General features: G+C 50.4%; 15 protein-coding genes. 4 read left to right on the forward strand and 11 right to left on the reverse strand.

Features of this window, described 5'->3' with window-relative positions; genetic code table 11:
• Positions 1-126: 126 nt before the first annotated feature.
• From DCW36_RS13880 to lon, 7 genes are all read right to left on the reverse strand, one after another.
• Positions 127-1815 (reverse strand): sodium:solute symporter family protein, encoded by a 1689-nt coding sequence (locus tag DCW36_RS13880; protein ID WP_114784226.1) that lies wholly within the window; start codon positions 1813-1815, stop codon positions 127-129.
• 27 nt (positions 1816-1842) lie between these two features.
• A complete protein-coding gene (locus DCW36_RS13885) occupies positions 1843-2103 on the reverse strand; it encodes a DUF4212 domain-containing protein (RefSeq protein WP_114784228.1) in 261 nt (86 codons plus the stop codon).
• A gap of 448 nt (positions 2104-2551) precedes the next feature.
• On the reverse strand, positions 2552-2971 hold the full coding sequence (locus DCW36_RS13890) for an IS1/IS1595 family N-terminal zinc-binding domain-containing protein (RefSeq protein ID WP_164891138.1): 420 nt from the start codon (positions 2969-2971) through the stop codon (positions 2552-2554).
• Positions 2972-3364: 393 nt separating this feature from the next.
• Complete coding sequence (locus DCW36_RS13895; protein ID WP_114784232.1) at positions 3365-4093, reverse strand: SDR family NAD(P)-dependent oxidoreductase; 729 nt, start codon at positions 4091-4093, stop codon at positions 3365-3367.
• A 245-nt stretch (positions 4094-4338) separates the two neighbouring features.
• Positions 4339-5733 (reverse strand): ATP-dependent protease ATPase subunit HslU, encoded by a 1395-nt coding sequence (gene hslU / locus DCW36_RS13900; RefSeq protein WP_114784274.1) that lies wholly within the window; start codon positions 5731-5733, stop codon positions 4339-4341.
• 49 nt (positions 5734-5782) lie between these two features.
• Positions 5783-6829, reverse strand: a complete 1047-nt coding sequence (gene porQ, locus DCW36_RS13905; RefSeq protein WP_114784234.1) for a type IX secretion system protein PorQ — start codon at positions 6827-6829, stop codon at positions 5783-5785.
• A gap of 385 nt (positions 6830-7214) precedes the next feature.
• Entirely contained in the window at positions 7215-9701 is a 2487-nt protein-coding gene (gene lon, locus DCW36_RS13910) for an endopeptidase La (RefSeq protein ID WP_114784235.1), read from the reverse strand.
• 262 nt (positions 9702-9963) lie between these two features.
• Between lon and DCW36_RS13915 the strand changes: the two genes are divergently transcribed.
• Both DCW36_RS13915 and DCW36_RS13920 read left to right on the forward strand, forming a co-directional pair.
• Positions 9964-11913 carry an OmpA family protein gene (locus DCW36_RS13915; protein ID WP_240676183.1) on the forward strand — a complete coding sequence of 650 codons (1950 nt, stop codon included), beginning with the start codon at positions 9964-9966 and terminating at the stop codon, positions 11911-11913.
• 15 nt (positions 11914-11928) lie between these two features.
• A complete protein-coding gene (locus DCW36_RS13920) occupies positions 11929-12666 on the forward strand; it encodes a DUF4184 family protein (RefSeq protein ID WP_114784239.1) in 738 nt (245 codons plus the stop codon).
• Between the two features lie 316 nt (positions 12667-12982).
• Here the strand turns inward: DCW36_RS13920 and DCW36_RS13925 are convergent, their stop codons facing one another.
• From DCW36_RS13925 to DCW36_RS13940, 4 genes are all read right to left on the reverse strand, one after another.
• A complete protein-coding gene (locus DCW36_RS13925; RefSeq protein WP_114784241.1) occupies positions 12983-14071 on the reverse strand; it encodes a LysM peptidoglycan-binding domain-containing protein in 1089 nt (362 codons plus the stop codon).
• A 13-nt stretch (positions 14072-14084) separates the two neighbouring features.
• The gene (gene rseP / locus DCW36_RS13930) at positions 14085-15398 is read right to left on the reverse strand and encodes an RIP metalloprotease RseP (RefSeq protein WP_114784243.1); all 1314 of its coding nucleotides are present in this window, start codon (positions 15396-15398) and stop codon (positions 14085-14087) included.
• Between the two features lie 70 nt (positions 15399-15468).
• Positions 15469-16620, reverse strand: a complete 1152-nt coding sequence (locus DCW36_RS13935) for a 1-deoxy-D-xylulose-5-phosphate reductoisomerase (protein ID WP_114784245.1) — start codon at positions 16618-16620, stop codon at positions 15469-15471.
• An 87-nt stretch (positions 16621-16707) separates the two neighbouring features.
• On the reverse strand, positions 16708-18207 hold the full coding sequence (locus DCW36_RS13940; protein ID WP_114784247.1) for a GH3 auxin-responsive promoter family protein: 1500 nt from the start codon (positions 18205-18207) through the stop codon (positions 16708-16710).
• A 320-nt stretch (positions 18208-18527) separates the two neighbouring features.
• On the opposite strand from DCW36_RS13940, the gene DCW36_RS13945 reads away from it, so the two are divergent.
• Positions 18528-18962, forward strand: a complete 435-nt coding sequence (locus tag DCW36_RS13945; RefSeq protein ID WP_114784249.1) for an OsmC family peroxiredoxin — start codon at positions 18528-18530, stop codon at positions 18960-18962.
• Positions 18963-19023: 61 nt separating this feature from the next.
• Positions 19024-19521 (forward strand): hypothetical protein, encoded by a 498-nt coding sequence (locus tag DCW36_RS13950; RefSeq protein ID WP_240676184.1) that lies wholly within the window; start codon positions 19024-19026, stop codon positions 19519-19521.
• The last annotated feature ends 125 nt before the right edge of the window (positions 19522-19646 follow it).

Below are 19646 nucleotides of genomic sequence, written 5' to 3' on the forward strand. Positions count from 1 at the left end.
GATATTATCAGAGATATTGTAATTCTTTGCAAAGGAAATCCTAAACTACTCGACCAGCTTATTCTTTCTGGCTAAGGTTTCGGACAACAATGTTTTAAAAACCTACCGGGTTTAGAGTTACAGTTACTAATGCGCCACAGCCTCTCCTGCTCCTCTTGGCACGCGGATATCCTCCACCAGTTCCTGAATAGCGACTGGCGGCGGCGGCGAGAAGCGGGACACGGTAAACGATACTACAAAGTTCAGCACCATGCCCAGCGTACCGATTCCTTCCGGCGAAATTCTGAAAATCCAGTTCTCGGGTATGTTAGCTGCCGGGTTAATAAACTTGAAGTATAAAATGTAGGCGATGGTGAAGAGCAAACCGGTTACCATACCGGCTATGGCTCCTTCCTTGTTCATACGTTTGGAGAAGATTCCCATGATGATAACCGGGAAGAAGGAAGCAGCTGCCAGTCCGAAGGCAAAGGCTACTACTTCAGCTACAAATCCCGGCGGATAGATACCGAAATAACCGGCCACTACCACGGCCAGCGTTGCCGCCACACGTGCTGCGATCAGTTCCTTTTTCTCGGATATTTCCGGCATGAACGACTTCTTAAGCAGATCGTGCGCAATGGAGGTGGAGATCACCAGCAACAAACCCGCAGCTGTGGAGAGTGCCGCAGCCAGACCACCTGCAGCTACCAGGGCGATTACCCAGTTTGGCAGTTGCGCAATTTCGGGGTTGGCCAGCACCATAATATCTTTGTCTATTTTCAGCTCGTTCGCCTCCGGGTTCTTCACATACTGAATGCGGCCGTCCCCGTTCTTATCTTCCAGGCCAATGAGCCCAGTTTTCTGCCAGTTCGTTACCCATTGCGGCATGGAGCTGATGGGCTGGTTAACCGTGGTGTTGAGCATGTTGTACATCCCGAAAGCACCAACTGCCGGAGCGGTTGTATAAAGAATGGCAATAAACACGAGCGCATAACCGGCTGATTTACGGGCATCGCGTACCTTAGGCACGGTAAAGAAACGGACGATTACGTGCGGCAACCCGGCAGTACCTACCATCAGGGCAGCGGTGATAAAGAACACGTCGATGGTTGCTTTGCTGCCGTCGGTGTAGGCGGCGAAGCCCAGTTCAGTCAGCATACCGTCCAGTTTGTCGAGCAGATAACCGCCTTCTTTCAGTTCGCTGCCTAGGCCAATCTGTGGGATTGCCGAGCCGGTGAGCATGAGCGAGATGAAAATAGCCGGCACCATGTAAGCAAAAATCAGCACGCAGAACTGCGCCACCTGGGTATAGGTAATGCCTTTCATACCGCCCAGTACGGCATAAAAAAGTACGATGATCATCCCGATGATTACGCCCGTTTCAATCTCCACTTCCAGGAAGCGGGAGAACACGATGCCCACACCGCGCATCTGACCGGCCACATAGGTAAAGGAGATGAAGATGGCACAGATCACCGCCACCAGGCGGGCGGTTTTGGAATAGTAGCGATCGCCCACGAAATCAGGCACCGTGAATTTACCAAACTTGCGCAGGTAGGGCGCCAACAACAGGGCCAGCAGCACATAGCCCCCCGTCCAGCCCATCAGGTAAACGGAACCGTCGTAGCCCATAAAGGAAATCAGGCCCGCCATCGAGATAAACGAGGCCGCCGACATCCAGTCAGCTGCCGTGGCCATACCGTTGGCCATAGGCGAGACGCCGCCGCCTGCTACATAAAATTCTTTTGTTGAACCGGCCCGCGACCAGATGGCGATACCGATATAAATGGCAAAGGTGATGCCTACGATGATGTAGGTCCAGGTTAAAATTCCCATGATTTTAGTTCTTTTAGGTGTGGCTGCTTAATCTTCGTGTACATCAAATTCGCGGTCGAGCTTGTTCATGAGCATCACGTAAACAAAAATGATGAGCACAAAAAAGTAGATAGCGCCCTGCTGGGCAAACCAGAACCCAAGCTTAAAGCCGCCAATCCTGACCTGGTTCAGCTGGTCGACCAGCAGAATGCCGCACACAAAAGAAACCAGAAACCAGACACCCAACAGGGTTAATAAAATCCTGACATTGCGTTGCCAGTATTGCTGCATTTTTTGTTTTTGCTCCATTTTTCCTGCGTCACTTAATTGTTTTAGTGTATATTTTTTAGCTGATGTACTCTTTGAGCCAACACGACTGCCTTTCCGCATCCTGATTTTTTTTCCAGCTCTCCGACCTTAATTCCGGCGTTGAAGATCCTGGAAAAGACATTTGATACTTGATTTCGGGAAAGCAACACCTTGGAATCAAGCCATAAGATTAAGGAAGTAGAAGCTGAAAACGCAACGGAGTGTATTTTTTTGGTAACTTACTATAGCTGCTCTACCTACTGCTCGACCAAATTAATCGTTAGAAAAAAATTCTCCCCTTGAGGGGAGCAAGAGGGGTGTTTACATCAGAGGGATTTCTTTGTTGACTTGTTTTGGCCACTTCTCCAGCCTTTAACACCCCTATAGTCCCCTCAAGGGGACAGTTTCACAGTCAGTATATATTTCTAAGTATCATATTGATTGAGCACTACTCTTTAAAGCGTTTCCACCTGATCAACATATACTTATCGCCCAGTTCTGTTACAATCATACCGGCACCACTTAGGTTAGACGCTGCCTGCATGTAGGCTACCAGTTCGGCATGGCTTAATATCTTGTAGGTAGGATGATAACCGCTTTGCTCGGGCGCCTTGATTTTATACTTCTTCACCCAGTTCATCACCGACACGTGGCTGATGCCCAGGATGCGCTCGATTTCCCGCAGGCTTATTCCCTCGATGTACAGTTGCAGGGCTTTGGTGACGTAGTAGCTGTCGATGTTCTTACCAAGCTTGTTAACCGTAAAATAGTAACTGCACTTCTTACACCGGTACCGCTGCCTTTCGTTCACAATGCCGCTCTTCACCACATCCTGGGCTTCGCAACGGGGACACTGAGGATGTTTCATAATAACATGGCGTGTATTTTTTCTAACATACATTTGTTAGTTACAAGTATAGAAAATTAGCATAAATATACCAAATTAGCAAAGTATATTAATTATGCTTCATATATCGGAGGTAATGCTACAGTAAGTTTACTATCTCCTGTAGTCGGCATAAAGCAGCTAGCCCACAAGATGCCTCCGGATTGACAGGAGGTGGAATTTACTTGTGAATGAAAAAAACTTGATTAGATATTCTGTAGCACCGCTACATAAAAAAGCCCCGCGTTGGGGCGAGGCAGAAGGTTAACAGTACCAGAGAAATAAAAACAGAAAACGCAGCGGAGCAGTGGCTGTGGTGGCAGGTGCAGCAGATTTTTTTCGCGTTAGAGCCTTTGCTAGTAAAACAGCCAGCACCTACATGTCCCGGACCGACACGATGACTTCGTTGTACTCGTCGGTTTGCTGCAGGAAATTAGCTATTTTTTTACCAACGGCCTCCGGTGATACCAGGTCGCCGTGTGCTTTATACTCCCGGAACTTCTCCACGGTGCTGAAGCGCTCCGCATCCGAGTCCCGGATCTGCTCCTGCATGTCGGTATCGACTACACCCGGAGAGAGCGAGAACACTTTTACACCGGTGCCCCGCACCTCCTGTTCTTTCTGTATTGTGAGGGAGAGCATGTCGAGCGCAGCTTTGGAGGCGCAGTAGCTGGCCCAGCCATCCACAGGATACTTGCCTGCACCCGAACTGATGTTGACGATCACTTTTTCACATTGGTGCTGCCGGTAGGTCTGCAGGAAGGTATTCATGAGCATAGCAGGCACAATCACGTTTACATCAAACACAAATTCAAAGCGCTCGTTCGGCATTCCTTCGCCTACATACCCGATGTCGCCCAGCACACCGGCATTGTTGACGAGCACCAGCCGCTCCGCATCTTTGTACGGCAGAAACACCTTGTGCAGGTTGTGCTCTACGGCTTCTATGTCAGAAAAGTCCAGGGGTTGGTAGCGGTAGTTCGGGTGCTTAAGGGTGCTGCTCCGCGACACGCCAATCACACTGTTGTTTTTGTCCTGCAACAGTTCTTCAGCAAGTGCCTTCCCTATGCCCTTGCTGGCTCCGGTTATGATGTAGTAGTTCATTCGAGTTAAAGAGTTAGAGAGTTTTGGAGTTAGAAAGTTAAAGAGCTTTGTGCTAAAACATACGGCTATTCTGCTTCGAAAGGTTATAGCGTAATCCACAGCTACAGAAAAAAACTGGTGCCCCTGCCACCACAGAAACACCAGCTTTAAAATAGGTAAAATGTTATGGCTCCACAAGTCAGAAATTAGCAGTAACGCTCCTGATCTTTCTAACTCCCAAACTCCTAAACTCTCTAACTCCTAAACTACAGTATATACTGACTCAGATCCCGGTTGCGTACCATATCCGACAGCCTTTCCAGCACCATTTCGCGGGTTACGACGATTTTGGCATTGGGACCTATTTTGTCGGGCACGTCGAACAAGATGTCGTTGAGCAGGCGGCTCATGACCGTGTGCAGACGACGGGCACCAATGTTTTCTACTTCAGAGTTTACTTCGAAGGCGATGGCGGCAATCTCTTCCAGGGCTTCGTCGGTATAGGAAAGCTCCACGTCTTCGGCGGCTAACAGCGCCTCATACTGCTTCGTGAGCGCGTTTTTCGGGAACTTCAGAATCTGGTAGAAATCGTCCTTGGTCAGGCTTTGCAGCTCCACACGAATCGGGAAACGGCCCTGTAGCTCGGGAATCAGGTCGGATGGCTTGGCCACGTGGAACGCACCTGCCGCCACAAACAGGATGTGGTCGGTGTTGATGATGCCGTACTTGGTGTTTACCGTGCTGCCTTCCACGATGGGCAGCAGGTCGCGCTGCACCCCCTCGCGGCTTACATCCGGTCCGCTGCCGCCTTTGTTGCTGGCGCTGGCTACCTTGTCAATTTCGTCGATAAAAATAACCCCGGAGTTTTCAGCTTTGAAAATAGCCTCTTCCTTCACCTCATCCATATCGATGAGTTTGGCAGCTTCTTCTTCCAATAAAATTTTGCGGGCTTCGGCGATGGTGACTTTACGTTTTTTGGTTTTCTTGGGCATCATTCCGCTGATCATCTCCTGGATGTTCATCATGGAAGCCTCGTCCATCCCAGGTCCCATCACACCTACACCAGGCATGGCGTTGTGCTGCACTTTGATCTCGATTTTGCGGTCTTCCAGTTCGCCCTTCTGAATTTTCTCCCGAAACTTTTCGCGGGTACGCTCATTGAGCTCGTAATCCGTATCGGGCATGGCGTTCGGGTCGGAGGTAAGGGAAACCGGCGACGCGTTGCGGCCCTGGATAGGCGGAATGAGCGCATCCAGGATAATGTCTTCGACTACTTCGGCGGCTTTCTGCTTTACGGCTTCTTTCTTGGAGGCTTTTACCATGTTCACAGCCTGCTCCACCAGGTCGCGCACCATGCTCTCCACATCGCGGCCCACATACCCTACTTCCGTGAACTTTGAAGCTTCTACTTTGGTGAAGGGCGCATCGGCGATTTTGGCCAGGCGGCGGGCGATCTCGGTTTTACCAACACCGGTCGCGCCTATCATCAGGATGTTGTTGGGCACGATTTCGCCGCGAATGCTTTCCGGGGCATTCATCCGGCGCCAGCGGTTTCGTAAGGCAATGGCTACATTGCGTTTGGCATCGTGCTGCCCGATTATATATTTATCCAGCTCCGCTACAATCTGGGCCGGCGTTAAGTGTTCAATAGCATCTAACATCTGCATCAATTATTTTAAATCAACCTGAAGTTAATTGGTATACATTTATTTAACTGCTCTTTCTTTTCAGAAAGGTATTGGTGTTGGTACTGATGGTAATATAGTGGCTGCCACCGGAGGGGTGGAAAAAGGCGGCTCCGTAGTTCAGCTCAAATGACCGTATGCGCAGCATGGCACCAACCGAAAAACCGGCTCCGCCGGAAGCTGTGTCGAGCCGGAGTTCTTTCCGGCGTAAGTGGTTATACCCCGCACGCACCTGAAAGTTTTTGCTTAACAGGAATTCAGCCCCGAATACAAAGTGACGGGCAATTTTATCGGCCAGTTTTTTTTCGGGTTTAATCTCGTTCCCGTTCTCGTCCAAAGGGCCTCTTTCTGCCGGGTCCAGGTACACGATGTCGAACTGGTAAAGGCGGTGTACGGTCGTGGAAAAGCGCACTGGCATGTGTTCCGGCTTATAACTGATGCCCAGCTGCGCATCGAAGGGCATAGGCTGCCGCTCCGCCCCATCGAAAGGCTTGACTTGAAAGCCGATATTTTTAAATGCCAGCCCTACCGTCAGGTCCTTTTCCGGATGGTGAAAGCTGCCGCCCACATCGGCCAGCAGGCCCACTGCTTTGTTGCCTGCCATACTGGAAACGGCCAGCCTGGCAGTAGCGCCAATCGTAAAAGCATCTGCCTTCCGGGAATGGCTCAGGTTAAAGGAATAGTCGTTCACAGTAAACTCTCCTTCTGCCAGACCCGTAGCATCACGTTGCACGAAGTCGCCGTAGTTCAGGTAGTTCAGCCCCACTGCCCAGCGCCCCAGCTGCTCGCTATTGAAGGCATAGGCCAGGTTGCTGTGGGTAATGTCGGCGAGGTAGCCGGTGTAGTTAAGCGACAGCTGCCCGTCCATTTCCTCCTGCAGCAAGCCCGGGTTTGAAGCTACCATGTTCACATCATGACTCCAGTTGCTGACGTTTACCCCACCCAGCGCCGCCAGGCGGGCGTTGTTGGGCAGTTCCAGAAAAGAAAAGCTACGCTGCCCCCCTATCTGCGCCTGCGCTCCCAGAACAGCACAAAATAATACGATAATGCTTGCGCTTACTTTTTTAATCATTCTTCAAGATAATCAAAATATCCCTGATTATTAGCTATTTTTCTGATTAACGGCACAGGTAACAGCCTAATGTGGCCTTATCTGCACCTGCCACCACAGCCTCTGCGACCGTTGATGGTAGGATGAAATGATTTTTGTGATTGTTTGTCTGAACAAGATTAAAAGATTACCTGATTACCAGGATTTTTTGTCTGAATCAGGATTTACAGAATTTTAGGATTTTCAGGATTGGATGGTTTGTCTGTGATTCGTGCAGGAGACGCGGTGCACGAGTCTCTACAACCGTTTCCCTCTCTACCATTCTACCAACACCTGATTGGGTACCCGTAAAGGGTACCCCTACAATTCTACCATAATGACCTCCCCAATAACGAATAACCAATAACTAAATCCCCCCCTTCACTTCTTCCGTCACGGTAATGTTGAGCGGGTTTTTCACCTTCTCTTTCAGCAGCGCAATTTTTATTACTTCGTCCACGCGGTCTACATAATGGATGTTGAGGTCTTTGATGTATTGTGCCGGGATTTCGTTTATGTCTTTGCGGTTTTTCTGGCAGAGGATAACGTCGGTAATACCTGCTCTGCGGGCGGCCAGTATTTTTTCTTTGATACCTCCTACCGGCAACACTTTTCCGCGAAGGGTAATCTCACCGGTCATGGCCAGGCGTGCGCGTACTTTGCGTTGCGTAAATACCGAAGCAATAGAGGTAAAGATGGCAATACCCGCCGAAGGTCCGTCTTTGGGCACAGCCGCTTCCGGGAAGTGGATGTGCAGGTCGTACTGGTCGAACACCCGGTAATCGATGTCGAGCAGTTCGGCATGCGCTTTCAGGTAAGAAACAGCCGTAATGGCAGACTCTTTCATCACATCGCCCAGTTGCCCCGACAGCGTGAGTTTGCCTTTGCCTTTGCTCAGGATGGATTCGATGAACAGGATGTCGCCGCCCACCGAGGTCCAGGCCAGCCCGGTTACGACGCCGGCTGTGTCAATGTCCTGGTAAATTTCCTTGTCGAACTGCTCCGGCCCCAGTATTTTCACCACATCTTCGGGTTTGATGGCAGGCGTATATTCCTCCTCCATCGCTTTCAATTTGGCGGTGTTGCGCACCAACTGCCCGATCTTCCGCTCCAGGCTCCGCACCCCCGACTCGCGCGTATAATCTTCTATCACCTTCTGGATAGTGGGTTTCGGCATCTTCACGTCCTCTTCCTGCAGCCCATGCTCCCGCACCTGTTTGGGCACCAGGTGGCGCTTGGCGATTTCGGTTTTCTCTTCCATGGTGTAGCCTGTCAACTCAATGATCTCCATACGGTCGCGCAGGGCAGGCTGGATGGTTTCGAGCGAGTTGGCGGTGGCGATAAAAAGCACCTTGGAGAGGTCGTACTCCACATCCAGGTAGTTGTCCATAAACGTGTGGTTCTGCTCCGGGTCCAGCACCTCGAGCAGCGCCGACGATGGGTCGCCCCTGAAATCGGAAGCCAGTTTATCAATCTCGTCAAGGATAATCACTGGGTTGGAAGAACCGACTTTCTTGATCTGGCTGATAATTTTACCCGGCATGGCGCCCACATAGGTGCGGCGGTGACCACGAATCTCCGCTTCATCTCTCACACCACCCAGCGACATACGCACATAGTTGCGGCCCAGCGATTTGGCGATAGACCTGCCCAGCGATGTTTTACCAACCCCCGGCGGGCCGTACAGGCAAAGGATGGGCGCCTTCATGTCGTTTTTCAGCTTGAGCACGGCCAGGTACTCGATGATGCGCTCCTTCACCTTCTCCAGCCCATAATGGTCGGCATCGAGAATTTTTTTGGTGCGCTTCAGGTTGAAGTTGTCTTTGGTATATTCCTCCCAGGGCAGGTCGAGCAGGAACTCCATGTAGTTTACCGCCACCGGGTACTCCGCCGCCTGCGGGTTCAGCCGTCCGAGCCGCTCAATTTCTTTTTTGAAGTGCTTGGCGACATGCTCGGGCCATTTCTTTTTCTCGGCACGCTCTTTAAAGCGCTGGATTTCCTGGTCCGGACCCTCCTGCCCCAGTTCGTCCTGCAGGATCTTTATCTGGTGACGTAGAAAGTAATCGCGCTGCTGCTGGTCTATGTCGGAATGTACTTTGGTATGGATCTCCTGTTTCAGTTCCAGCAGCTGAATTTCGCGGAGCATCAGCTCCAGCAGATGTGTACCGCGTTCCACGCCGTCGTTTACCTCCAGCAGCTTTTGCTTTTGTGCTACCTCCACATTCAGGTTAGAGGAGAGGAAGTGGGTCAGGAAGCTGGGGCTGTCGATGTTATCCAGAGCCACCTGCGCCTCCTGCGGAATATCAGGGCTCAACTTCAGCATTTTAGCCGCTGCATCTTTCAGGGACTGCACCAGCGCCTTTACTTCTTTGCTGTTCTTTTTGGGGAAGGTATCGGAGCAGTAGCTGATGCGGGCCATCAGGTAAGGCTCGTCCTGGGTTACTTCATCAATTTTGAACCGGCTTTGCCCCTGTATAATGATCGTGGTGTTGCCATCGGGCAGCACCAGCATCTTTAAAATTTTGGCCACCGTACCTACGCCAAACAAATCTTCGGCAATGGGGTCGTCGCTCGACGTATTTTTTTGCGCTACCACGCCAATTGTTTTATCCCCCTTATGTGCCTTCCGCACCAGCTTCACCGATTTTTTACGGCTAACGGTAATGGGCAGCACAACCCCCGGAAATAAAACCGTATTGCGGACAGCCAGGATGGGAAGCTCCGAAGGTAAGTTATCCACGGAAGGCTCCTCGTCGGTATCTATCGTGATAACAGGAAGTATATCTTCAAATTCATCTTCGGCTTTGTCGGCCAGTAAAAGTTGTTGTAAGTAGCTATGCAATTTGTTGTTCATATATATGGTAATGCCATATTGGCAGAAAAGAGTGCAAATGTATTGTTTTCCTGTTGTGGTACTATAGTGTCAAGTCCTGTGCCAGTAGCGTAATTGCCATTTTTGTCTTACTCTTTGCCTGCACTTTTGTGACAAACTTTCCACAAATTATTTATTATTTGCGAACAGCAAAGTTTTAGCAGAAATCAATATCTTTGTTTTTAGCTAAATCTTTCGTAGGTCGATGACGTGCAGAAGCCTTTCAGGGGTTGTTATTTTATTTTTGTTTCTGATACCGTTTGCCGGCTTCGGGCAGTACCGGCACGTACCGCTCCAACAAAATCCGAATTCCAAAGCAAGAAAAACAGCCCCTAATCCTGAATTTACACTTGATTTCCCTAATTTAAATGTAATTCCGTACTATAGCAACCGCAAACGACTGGCAGCAATAGAGAAACTGGAAAAACAGAAGCAATACCAGAAAGCACTTCCGCTGCTCGAAAGCCACGTCCGGAACTTCGGAATCGAGAATTTTTATAAAGACACCAACCTGCTCTGGCGACTCGGGCAGCTTTACGACAGGCAGGGAAAAAAAGATGAGGCTATTGCTATGTTCCGGCTGGTGCTCAAACACCACCGCAGCGATGCCCGCCGCGTAAAATCCTACTACGACTCGCTCGAACAGAATTCCACAGACTATTATGTGCCGCTGAAGTATTACTACGAACTGGTAGAATACCGCAAAACCATTGCCACCTTCAAACCGCCGCAGGGGGTGTACCTGAACATGGGCAACACCATCAATTCGGAGCACGAAGATTACGGCCCGGCCCTGAGCAAAGACAACGAGGTGATGATCTTTACCTCTAAGCGCCTGTTCCAGGGGCTAAACGGCAAAGCAAACGAAGACCTGTATTACTCCAAACAGGAAAACGGCTACTGGCAGGAGGCACAGTCGTTTGGCAAACCCATCAACAGCATTTACAACGAAGGCTCCGCCTGCCTTACACGCGATGGTCAGACCATGTACTTCGCCCGCTGCGAATCGCCTGACGGGTATGGCAACTGCGACTTATACTCGGCCCGGTTGCAGACGGATGGCAGCTGGGGGGATATCATCAACCTGGGCCCCAAAGTAAACAGCAACGGCTGGGACTCGCAGCCTACCCTGTCCACCAACGAAGACACGCTTTACTTTGCCTCCGACCGTTTGGGCGGCTTCGGACTTTCTGATATTTACTTCACCTACCGGAACAAGCGCGGCGAGTGGGCGCCTGCCAAAAACATGGGCCCCGTTATTAACACACGCGAAAGCGAAGTCAGCCCGTTTTTCCACCCGCTCTACCAGGTGCTCTACTTCAGCTCACGTGGCCAACTGCTCAACTTCGGCGACTTTGATATTTATAAAACCTACCGGGTAAACGGGCACTGGCTGGAGCCGCGCAACATCGGGCCACTCGTAAACGGCAAAGGCTGCGAATATTATTTCACCATCGACTCCCAATCGCAGAACCTGTACTACGCCCGCTCCGAAGCCAGCGACATCAACAACCTGGACCTTTACTCGTTCCCGCTGCCCATGGAGGCGCACCCGCTGGCGGTTACCAAAGTAGAAGGCATTCTGCTCGATTCCATCACGCACAAGCCGCTGTCGGGCGTAATTTCAGTGATCGACCTGGAAAACGGAATTGAGATTGCCTCCAAGTTCATCCGCCCCGACGGGAGCTTTGAGTTTGACCTGATCGATAATTCGCGTTACATGATGATCATCCAGGGCCCGGAATTTTTTACCATGGAGCGGGAGCTGTCGCTGCAGCAGGATACCACCTTCCAGATTATGACCACGCTGATCGACTACAGCATTCCGATGGTATTCCAGAACCTGGAGTTCGACCAGAACGAATCCACCATAAAACCTGAGATGGAAGAAACGCTGGACGCAGTTGCTTATTTTTTGGTCGACCACCCGACTTTCCGCCTCGAAATTGCAGGGCACACCGATGGCGCCGGCAACCCCGAATTTAACCTGGCCTTGTCGCAGGACCGTGCCGATGCCATTCTCCGTTACATCCGCAACAAAGTGCCAATTCCGCTGGAGCGCATCGAAGCCATTGGCTACGGCAGCACCAAACCCTTGCGTCCTGAAGTTACAGAGGAAGACAAACGCATTAACCGCAGGGTTGAGTTCAGGCTTATAAAACCAGATAAACCACAACCGGGTATAAGTTGGTAGCCAACTCATGATCCGATGCCTTTTACTGCAGCCCATCCTGCTATCATTCTCCCCCTCCTCAACCGTTTCCGCCTGTCAGCAACCGGGTTGGTAATTGGCAGCCTGGCACCAGACTTTGAGTATTTCCTCCGCCTGGAAACCTTTAGTGCGATCAGCCACTCTGCCAGAGGCATTTTTTTATTCAATATCCCGCTCACTTTTCTGCTGGCGCTGCTGTATCAGGTGCTGGTGCGCGATGTTGTCGTACAACACCTGCCGCCTTATTTCAAAGCGAAAGCCCTTGCAGTACATAAAGTTGACTGGCACCGGTACCTCAGAAAGCACTGGTTCCTCTTTTTTGTTTCAGCTGCCATTGGCGCTGCCTCGCATATTTTCTGGGATAACTTTACAAATTACCACAGCTACTTTGCATCCCTATTCCCCTTGCTGTGTAAATCTGTATACCTGTTCGGCTATCCGGCCCCCCTTTGCAGAATTATCCAGCACGCAAGCACCATCATCGGATTAGCTGTTTTGTACTGGTATATAAAAAGGCGCCCTGCTGTACGGGTTCCGGAGAGCGACAAAGGCAGCAATCGCTGGCTGCGCTTTTGGCTGATGATATTTTTGTGCGGCGTTGGTTTCCTGCTCCTGACTCTTTTCGTGCGGGTTCATGAGATCAGGCTGACGGACGGAATTGCCACCCTGATCAGCGGCTGGCTCCTGGTGCTGCTTGCGGCCGGCTGTTATGCCAAGCACCGAAGCACTTCCTGAAGCAGCAGAGGCTGTGGTGGCAGGTGCAGCAGAATTTTTTTTGGTCTGAACCGGGATTGAAGCTTATTTTGGGATTAAGCTGATTATGCTAAAATTAAGTTTAGCAGCTTCTATAACGCTCTTCTCCTTCCTGTCCTCCCGAAGGTTGAAAAATCTGAACCTGATCCGGGGAATCTTGTGAGCCACCTGTACCAAGGTCAGCGACCGGTGGAATTGAAATGAAACGGTTTATTTTATTTGAGTTGCTTATACCTACTCCAACGAAAACAAACTGTGTAATCAGTAAAATCAATGGAAATCAAAGGTTCAGACAAAACTACTTCTGGGCAGGCGGCAGGTCGGCGAGCACACGTTTGGCCATGGAAGGCACGTTGTCTTTCACAATCCGCTGGAGGTCGTTGATGTTGGACTGGTAGGGTACTTTTATCTTGTTTCCGGACACCAGTTCGCCTTTGCTGTTGTAGATGGAATAGTGTACAAAAAAGTCGCGTTCGTAATTCCAGGCTGCCCGGTCGAGGCAGTTTTCGTAATTGGTTTTTACCTCGAACTGGTTGATGAACACGTAGTAGTCAACAGCATACACGGTGTTGAAGTAATCGAAGAAGGTAGAATCTTTTACCTCCACGCCGTAATGCTTGCTAGCGTCCTGGGCTACGTTTACCGCTTCCGATTCGGGCGCGCTGATGTTCAGTTTCTCTTTCTGGCGCATGGCCCACTCCAGCGGCGTTTCTTTCTTTTTAACCTGCACCACCGGCTGCGGATTGTACCGCGACGACTTGTTGTCCTGGTAACTGTAGTGCAGCGTTTTGTACACAGTCCGGAGTTCATTCACGCTATCACGGTAAATATCGCCCAGCATATGGATGGTTTCGTAGCCCTGCGGCTTGAGGAGCGCATCGAGCCTGCCCCGGAACGCATAACGTACCTCAGGACGGGAAACGTGCGAATGTGCTGCAATTTCGTCGTCGGCATCAGAAAAATACAGGTACGGATCGAACGGAATCACCATAATCCTGCTTTTGGTTTTGTAAGCAGCCGTTTTTGGATTTGGAGTGGCCGAGGCTGTGGTACTGGTGACAGGAGGAAAAGAACCGGTGGCAGGCGCTTTAGCCTTCGCAACTTCCTTTCCGGCTGTTGCCTGGCGGGAGCTTGTACGGTAGAGGTACAGCGTTTGCCCCGCCTGTAGCTCTGTGCCGTTCCAATTTTGCAGCGAATCGACTGGAATACTGAAGCGGCGGGAGAGGCTGTAAAAGGTATCGCCCTGCTTTACCTCGTACACGCTGTCTGTTCCGACAGCGTGCTCCCGGTTTAGCTGTTGCTGTCCGGCTGCAGGAGAGGCAATGGACAGGGCTGTTAAGCAAAAAATGGAGATGATAAAAAGTTTGTTTCGAACGATGGCAATCATAAGTAAATCTTTGTTAGAAGATTATCTTAAACACATCGTTAAAGATAGCAAAAGCCATTAAGCCTAACAAAATTACCATACCAACTTTTTGTGCATTTTCAAGGAAGTTATCCGACGGTTTGCGTCCGCTGATGATCTCGTAGGTTAAAAAAACCACGTGTCCGCCGTCCAGGGCAGGAATTGGCAGGAAATTCATAAAGGCCAGCACCATCGACAACATGCCAACAATTGACCAGAATTTGAACCAGTTAAAGGTATCGCCAAAGATTTGTGCAATTCCGATGGGGCCGCTCAACGATTTGGAAGCAGACACTTCGCCCCGGAAAATTTTGCCAAAGCCTTTCAGGTTAGCCGTGATAACGCCAAAGGCCTGCCCGGTGCCTACCGGAATCGCTTCGCCAATGCTGTAGTCGCGGGTAGCATACTGCAGCAGCGGCTCCTGGTGGAACCCCAGGGTGCCATCTTCGTTTACCTCCCCTTTCAGCTCAACCGGTTTATCGTTGCGTTCTACCATAATGGTAACCGGTTTGCCAGCAAATTTTTTCAGGGTTTCCTGCAGCTCATGGAAATATTTCACGGACTCGCCGTTGATAGTGTTGATATAATCCCCGGCCTGCAAACCGGCTTCTTCGGCTGCACTGTTCGGAACGACCGATCCTACCCTGAAAGGAACGCGGGGCTGCACAAACAGCATGCGCTCTTTATTGTCGGCCAGTCGGTCCATAAGGTTGGCAGGCACCTGGATGTCTACCCGCTTGCCGTCACGCTCTACGGTGTAGTAAGAATTGCGGCCCAGCAACATGTCCATGGAGTAAACATCGTCGAACTTCTCCAGCTCTTTGCCATTTACTGCCACAATTCGGTCTCCAGTCTGAAACCCGATCTGCTGGCCAATCTCATTCGGTACTACGCCATAGCGGGCTTCGCTGGCGGGCAGGTAGCTCTCGCCATAGTTGTAGGTAAGGGCAATGTAAATCACGATACCGGTGATCACGTTCACGATGATGCCGCCCATCATCACGATCAGGCGCTGCCAGGCGGGCTTGGCGCGGAATTCCCAAGGCTGTGGCTCCTGCTGCAGGCTCTCCGTATCCAGCGACTCGTCTACCATACCGGATATTTTTACAAAGCCACCCAGCGGGATCAGGCCCAGCATGTACTCTGTTTCCCCAATCTTCTTACTAAAAACTTTTGGCGGAAAACCAATCGCATACTTCTCGACACGCATTCCGAACCATTTGGCTGCCAGCATATGGCCCAACTCGTGCAGACCAACCAAAATTGTCAGGCCCAGTATGAGCTGGCCAACCATTATTACTATATCCATCTAAAAAATAAAATTTACACTTTTCGGGAGCTATTTACCCGGTCTACACAAAATTATGATTACGCTGCTACTATTTATGCACCAGTTCGGCCGATCTTTCCCTTGCTTCACGATCCGTCTGTACATAGTCTTCATACGAAGGATTCGCAATATACGGAACTTTTGCCATACAGCTTTCAATGATATCCGACATCTCCAGGAATCCGACTTCTTCGCGCAGGAAAGCGCTTACCGCTACCTCGTTGGCTGCGTTCAGAATGCAGGGCATATTGCCCCCCCGCTCCATGGCATTAAACGCCAGCTGCAGGTTCCGGAACGTGGAAAGGTCCGGCTGCTCAAACGTCAGCTGCGGGTAATCTAAAAAGCTGAAGCGCGGGAAATCCGACTTCAGCCGCTGCGGGTACCCCAGCGCGTACTGTATGGGCAGCTTCATGTCGGGCAGGCCCAGCTGCGCTTTAATGGAACCGTCCTCGAACTGCACCAGCGAGTGGATGATGGACTGCGGGTGTACAATCACCTCTATCTGGTCATTCTTCAGGCCGAAGAGCCATTTCGCTTCAATCACTTCCAGGCCCTTGTTCATGAGCGAAGCTGAGTCTATCGTGATTTTGGCGCCCATTTCCCAGTTCGGGTGCTTCAGGGCCTGTGCCTTGGTAACGGTACGCAAAAAGTCCGCATCTTTGCCTCTGAACGGACCACCCGATGCCGTTAGTATTATTTTCTCGATCGGGTTATGAAACTCACCGGCCAGGCACTGGAAAATCGCGCTGTGCTCTGAATCGACGGGGTAAATGTTCACGCCTTTCTTTTTAGCCAGTGCAGTTACCAGCTGCCCCGCCACTACCAGCGTTTCCTTGTTGGCCAGGGCAATTTGTTTGCCGGCCTCAATGGCCCGGATAGTGGGTAGCAAACCGGCATAACCGACCATGGCGGTGAGCACCATATCGACAGTGCCCATCTCTACCACCGCGTTTAAAGCATTGGCGCCGGCATATACTTTTACAGGCTCGTGCTGCAGCGCATCCCGCACCTTGTCGTACAGGTTCTCGTTGGCGATAACAACAACATTGGGTTTATAGGCCAGCGCCTGGGCTATGAGCAGCTCCGCGTTATTGTTCGCCGTAATCACCTCCAGTTCAAAACTTTCGGGGTTGGCGGCAATCACTTCCAGCGCCTGTGTGCCGATAGAGCCCGTAGACCCAAGTATGGCAATTCTCTTCATGTATTGGTGAAGACGCAGCCTACCGAAACTTCTTTTGTTTACGGTAAGCCGGGCCTCTTTTGGTTTTGATTAAATAAAATTCAGCAGCTACACGCCGGCTATTTTCAAAAGCCCGTCCGCCAGGGTACGGTCGTTGCTGAGCCGGGGTACTTTGTTCTGGCCTCCCAGCTTGCCCTGCGACTTCATGTAATTACGGAAAGCACCGGCAGGCAAGGCTTTTATCTTCAGGTTGTCCAGAATATGACCGGTTATCAGGTCGTTGTAATAGGTGTTGAGCTGCTGCAACTTCCCGTTCAGTTCTTTTTCGAAAGCATCCATGTCGCGGGGCGGTTTGGCAAACTCCACCAGCCACTCGTGGTACGATTTACCTTTGTCCTGGCTTACAAACGGGGCCACCGTAAACTCGATCAGCTCCACTTCCGGGAATTTCTGTACGGCATGGTGCATGGCTTTTTCAACCTCCTCGCCGATTACGTGCTCTCCGAACGCAGAAATAAAATGCTTGATACGACCGGTTACCAGCAGCTTGTAAGGCTTTACGGAAGTAAATTTAACCGTGTCGCCGATGGAGTAGCTCCAGAGGCCTGCGTTGCTGCTGAGCACCAGTGCATAGTTCACCCCCGGCTCCACCTGCCCGATGGTCAGGCGGGTTGGGTTGGCGCTGAAATATTCTTCCACCGGGATAAACTCATAAAAGATACCGCTGTCGAGCAAAAGCAGCAGCCCCTTGTCGTCCTGCTGGTTCTGAAAGGCAAAGAAGCCTTCCGAAGCCGGAAAGGTTTCGATAGAATCTACGTGCTTGCCGATGGACTCCACGAGCTTTGGCCGGTAAGGCTCAAAATTCACGCCACCATACACAAAGAGTGAAAAGTTCGGAAAAATATCTTTTATCTTTTTACCCGTCTGCTCCATCAGCTTATCGAAATACATCTGCACCCAGGGCGGAATGCCCGAGATCAGGGTCAGGTCCTGGTTTATGGTTTCCCGGATTACTTCGTCGAGCTTGGTTTCCCAGTCGTCGATGCAGTTAGTGGCATAGCTGGGCAGCTGGTTCGTGCGCAGGTAACCCGGCACGTGGTGGTTGGCAATACCCGATAAGCGCCCGGTCAGAATTCCGCCCACTTCTTCCAGCACCGGGCTGCCCGAAAGGAAAATCAGCTTGCCATCCAGAAACTGCGACTTGCCGGTTTCGTACACATAGGCCAGCAGTGCATCGCGGGCGCCGTTGATGTGGTTGGAGATGGAATCGTGGGTAATGGGAATGTATTTGGTACCGGAGGTGGTGCCGGAAGTTTTGGCCAGGTACAGCGGCTTGCCCTGCCAGAGCACATCCTCTTCTCCTGCTTTCACGCGCTTCATGTAAGGCAGCAGCCCTTCGTAATCCCGAACCGGCACAGCCTTCACAAAATCCTGGTGCGATTTTATTTTCGAAAAGTCATGATCGCTGCCAAAGGCGGTTTGCTTTGCTTTCTTTATTATTTTCTTAAAGACTGCTTGCTGTGCTTCAACCGGATGCTGCATCCATTGCTGCTGCTGTTTATGCACATAGGCCGCAAATGGTTTACTCAACAATGCTCTTACACCCATATTATTTTTCTTTGCCGTGTGGTAAAGATAGGCAGATTAACCCTAAGAGCATGTTTAATTTTCGTTTTTGCAAGCGAAAATTGCTCGGGAAGGGTTCTGACGAAATGTTTTTTGAGCAGCATAGCAGCGCTATGGTGCGAGAAAAATATGAAGTCAGGTTCCTTTCCGGGCAATTTGCAGCGCAAAGGACGGAATTTAAACATGCTCTAAAGCCATAAAGGCCTCACAAGATTTTAAGGAAACAGGAATATAGTTTGAAATTAATTTTATACATTAACTTATCAATCCAAATTTTACTAAAATCAAAAACAGAAAAAACTATGAAACAGCATTCTGCAACAGCAAAATGGAACAAAGGCCTGAAAGACGGTATCGGCGAAGTAACAACAGGAAACGGCACGGTAAAATCAAAATATTCATTTGAAACCCGCTTTGGCGAGGGGAAAGATGGTACATCGCCCGAAGAACTGATAGGGGCCGCCCTTTCAGGGTGCTTTTCGATGTTCCTGAGCTCCGTAGCCGAGAAAAAAGGTCTTTCACCGGAATATGTTAAATCAGACGCTAAAGTATACCTGGGCCAGAAAGACGGCGCCGCCCACATTATGAAAATAGAACTCTTTACCGAGGCTGTAATTCCCGGCGTAGAAGACGCTGCTTTCCAGGAGATGGTGAAGGAGTCGAAGGCCAACTGCCCGGCTTCGAAAGCGCTTGCCGCTGTGCCGGAAGTGACGGTGCAGGCTACGCTGAAAAAATAAATTTCCTATATTGCAGCTGCGGAATATTGCAGCCGCTTATGTTTTACCTCAAATTACATGTATGGCACCAACCAATGGTAGTGCAAGATCTTCTTTAATAGTGCAGTTAAGCCCTTCGCGTAAGCTGAAGCTCTCGTTTACGGTGCAGTTAGTGCTCACCCTTTTCTGGTTAGCCTGGGCTACCATGCTGCTTTTAACCGAAGATTCCGGAGACGGGCAGAAGTTTCTGCATTATGTTTTTTTTGCGCTGGCCTTCATGTTCCTGGTGTATGTCATCCTGCAGAACACATCCATTTTCGGGGTGCAGTCTTACATCGAGATCACTTCTGAATACATTGTGGTAAAAAGAGGCGTTTTCCGGTCCAAAAGAATTGCTGCTATTCCGGATATCGCAGCTGTAAAAGTATCGCCGCTGGCACTCTGCATCATCGACAGAAGCAGGGATAAAATTTACCTGGACCTGAAACAGGTACGCAAGAAACGTGACATACAGAAAGTGAAGGAAAAAATGCAGGAACTGGCCGCAAGGTTTAACTTTTTGATGGAAACTGCAGGATAAGCAGTAAGTACTGTCACAGCTGAAAAATAAAAAGCGCCATACCCGGAAAGTATGGCGCTTTTTATTTTTCAGATTATCTTAACAGGAGCAGAGGCTGTGGTGGCAGGTGCAGCAGATTGTTTGGA

It is taken from the genome of Botryobacter ruber, assembly GCF_003347595.2.
Lineage (GTDB): Bacteria > Bacteroidota > Bacteroidia > Cytophagales > Hymenobacteraceae > Pontibacter > Pontibacter ruber_A.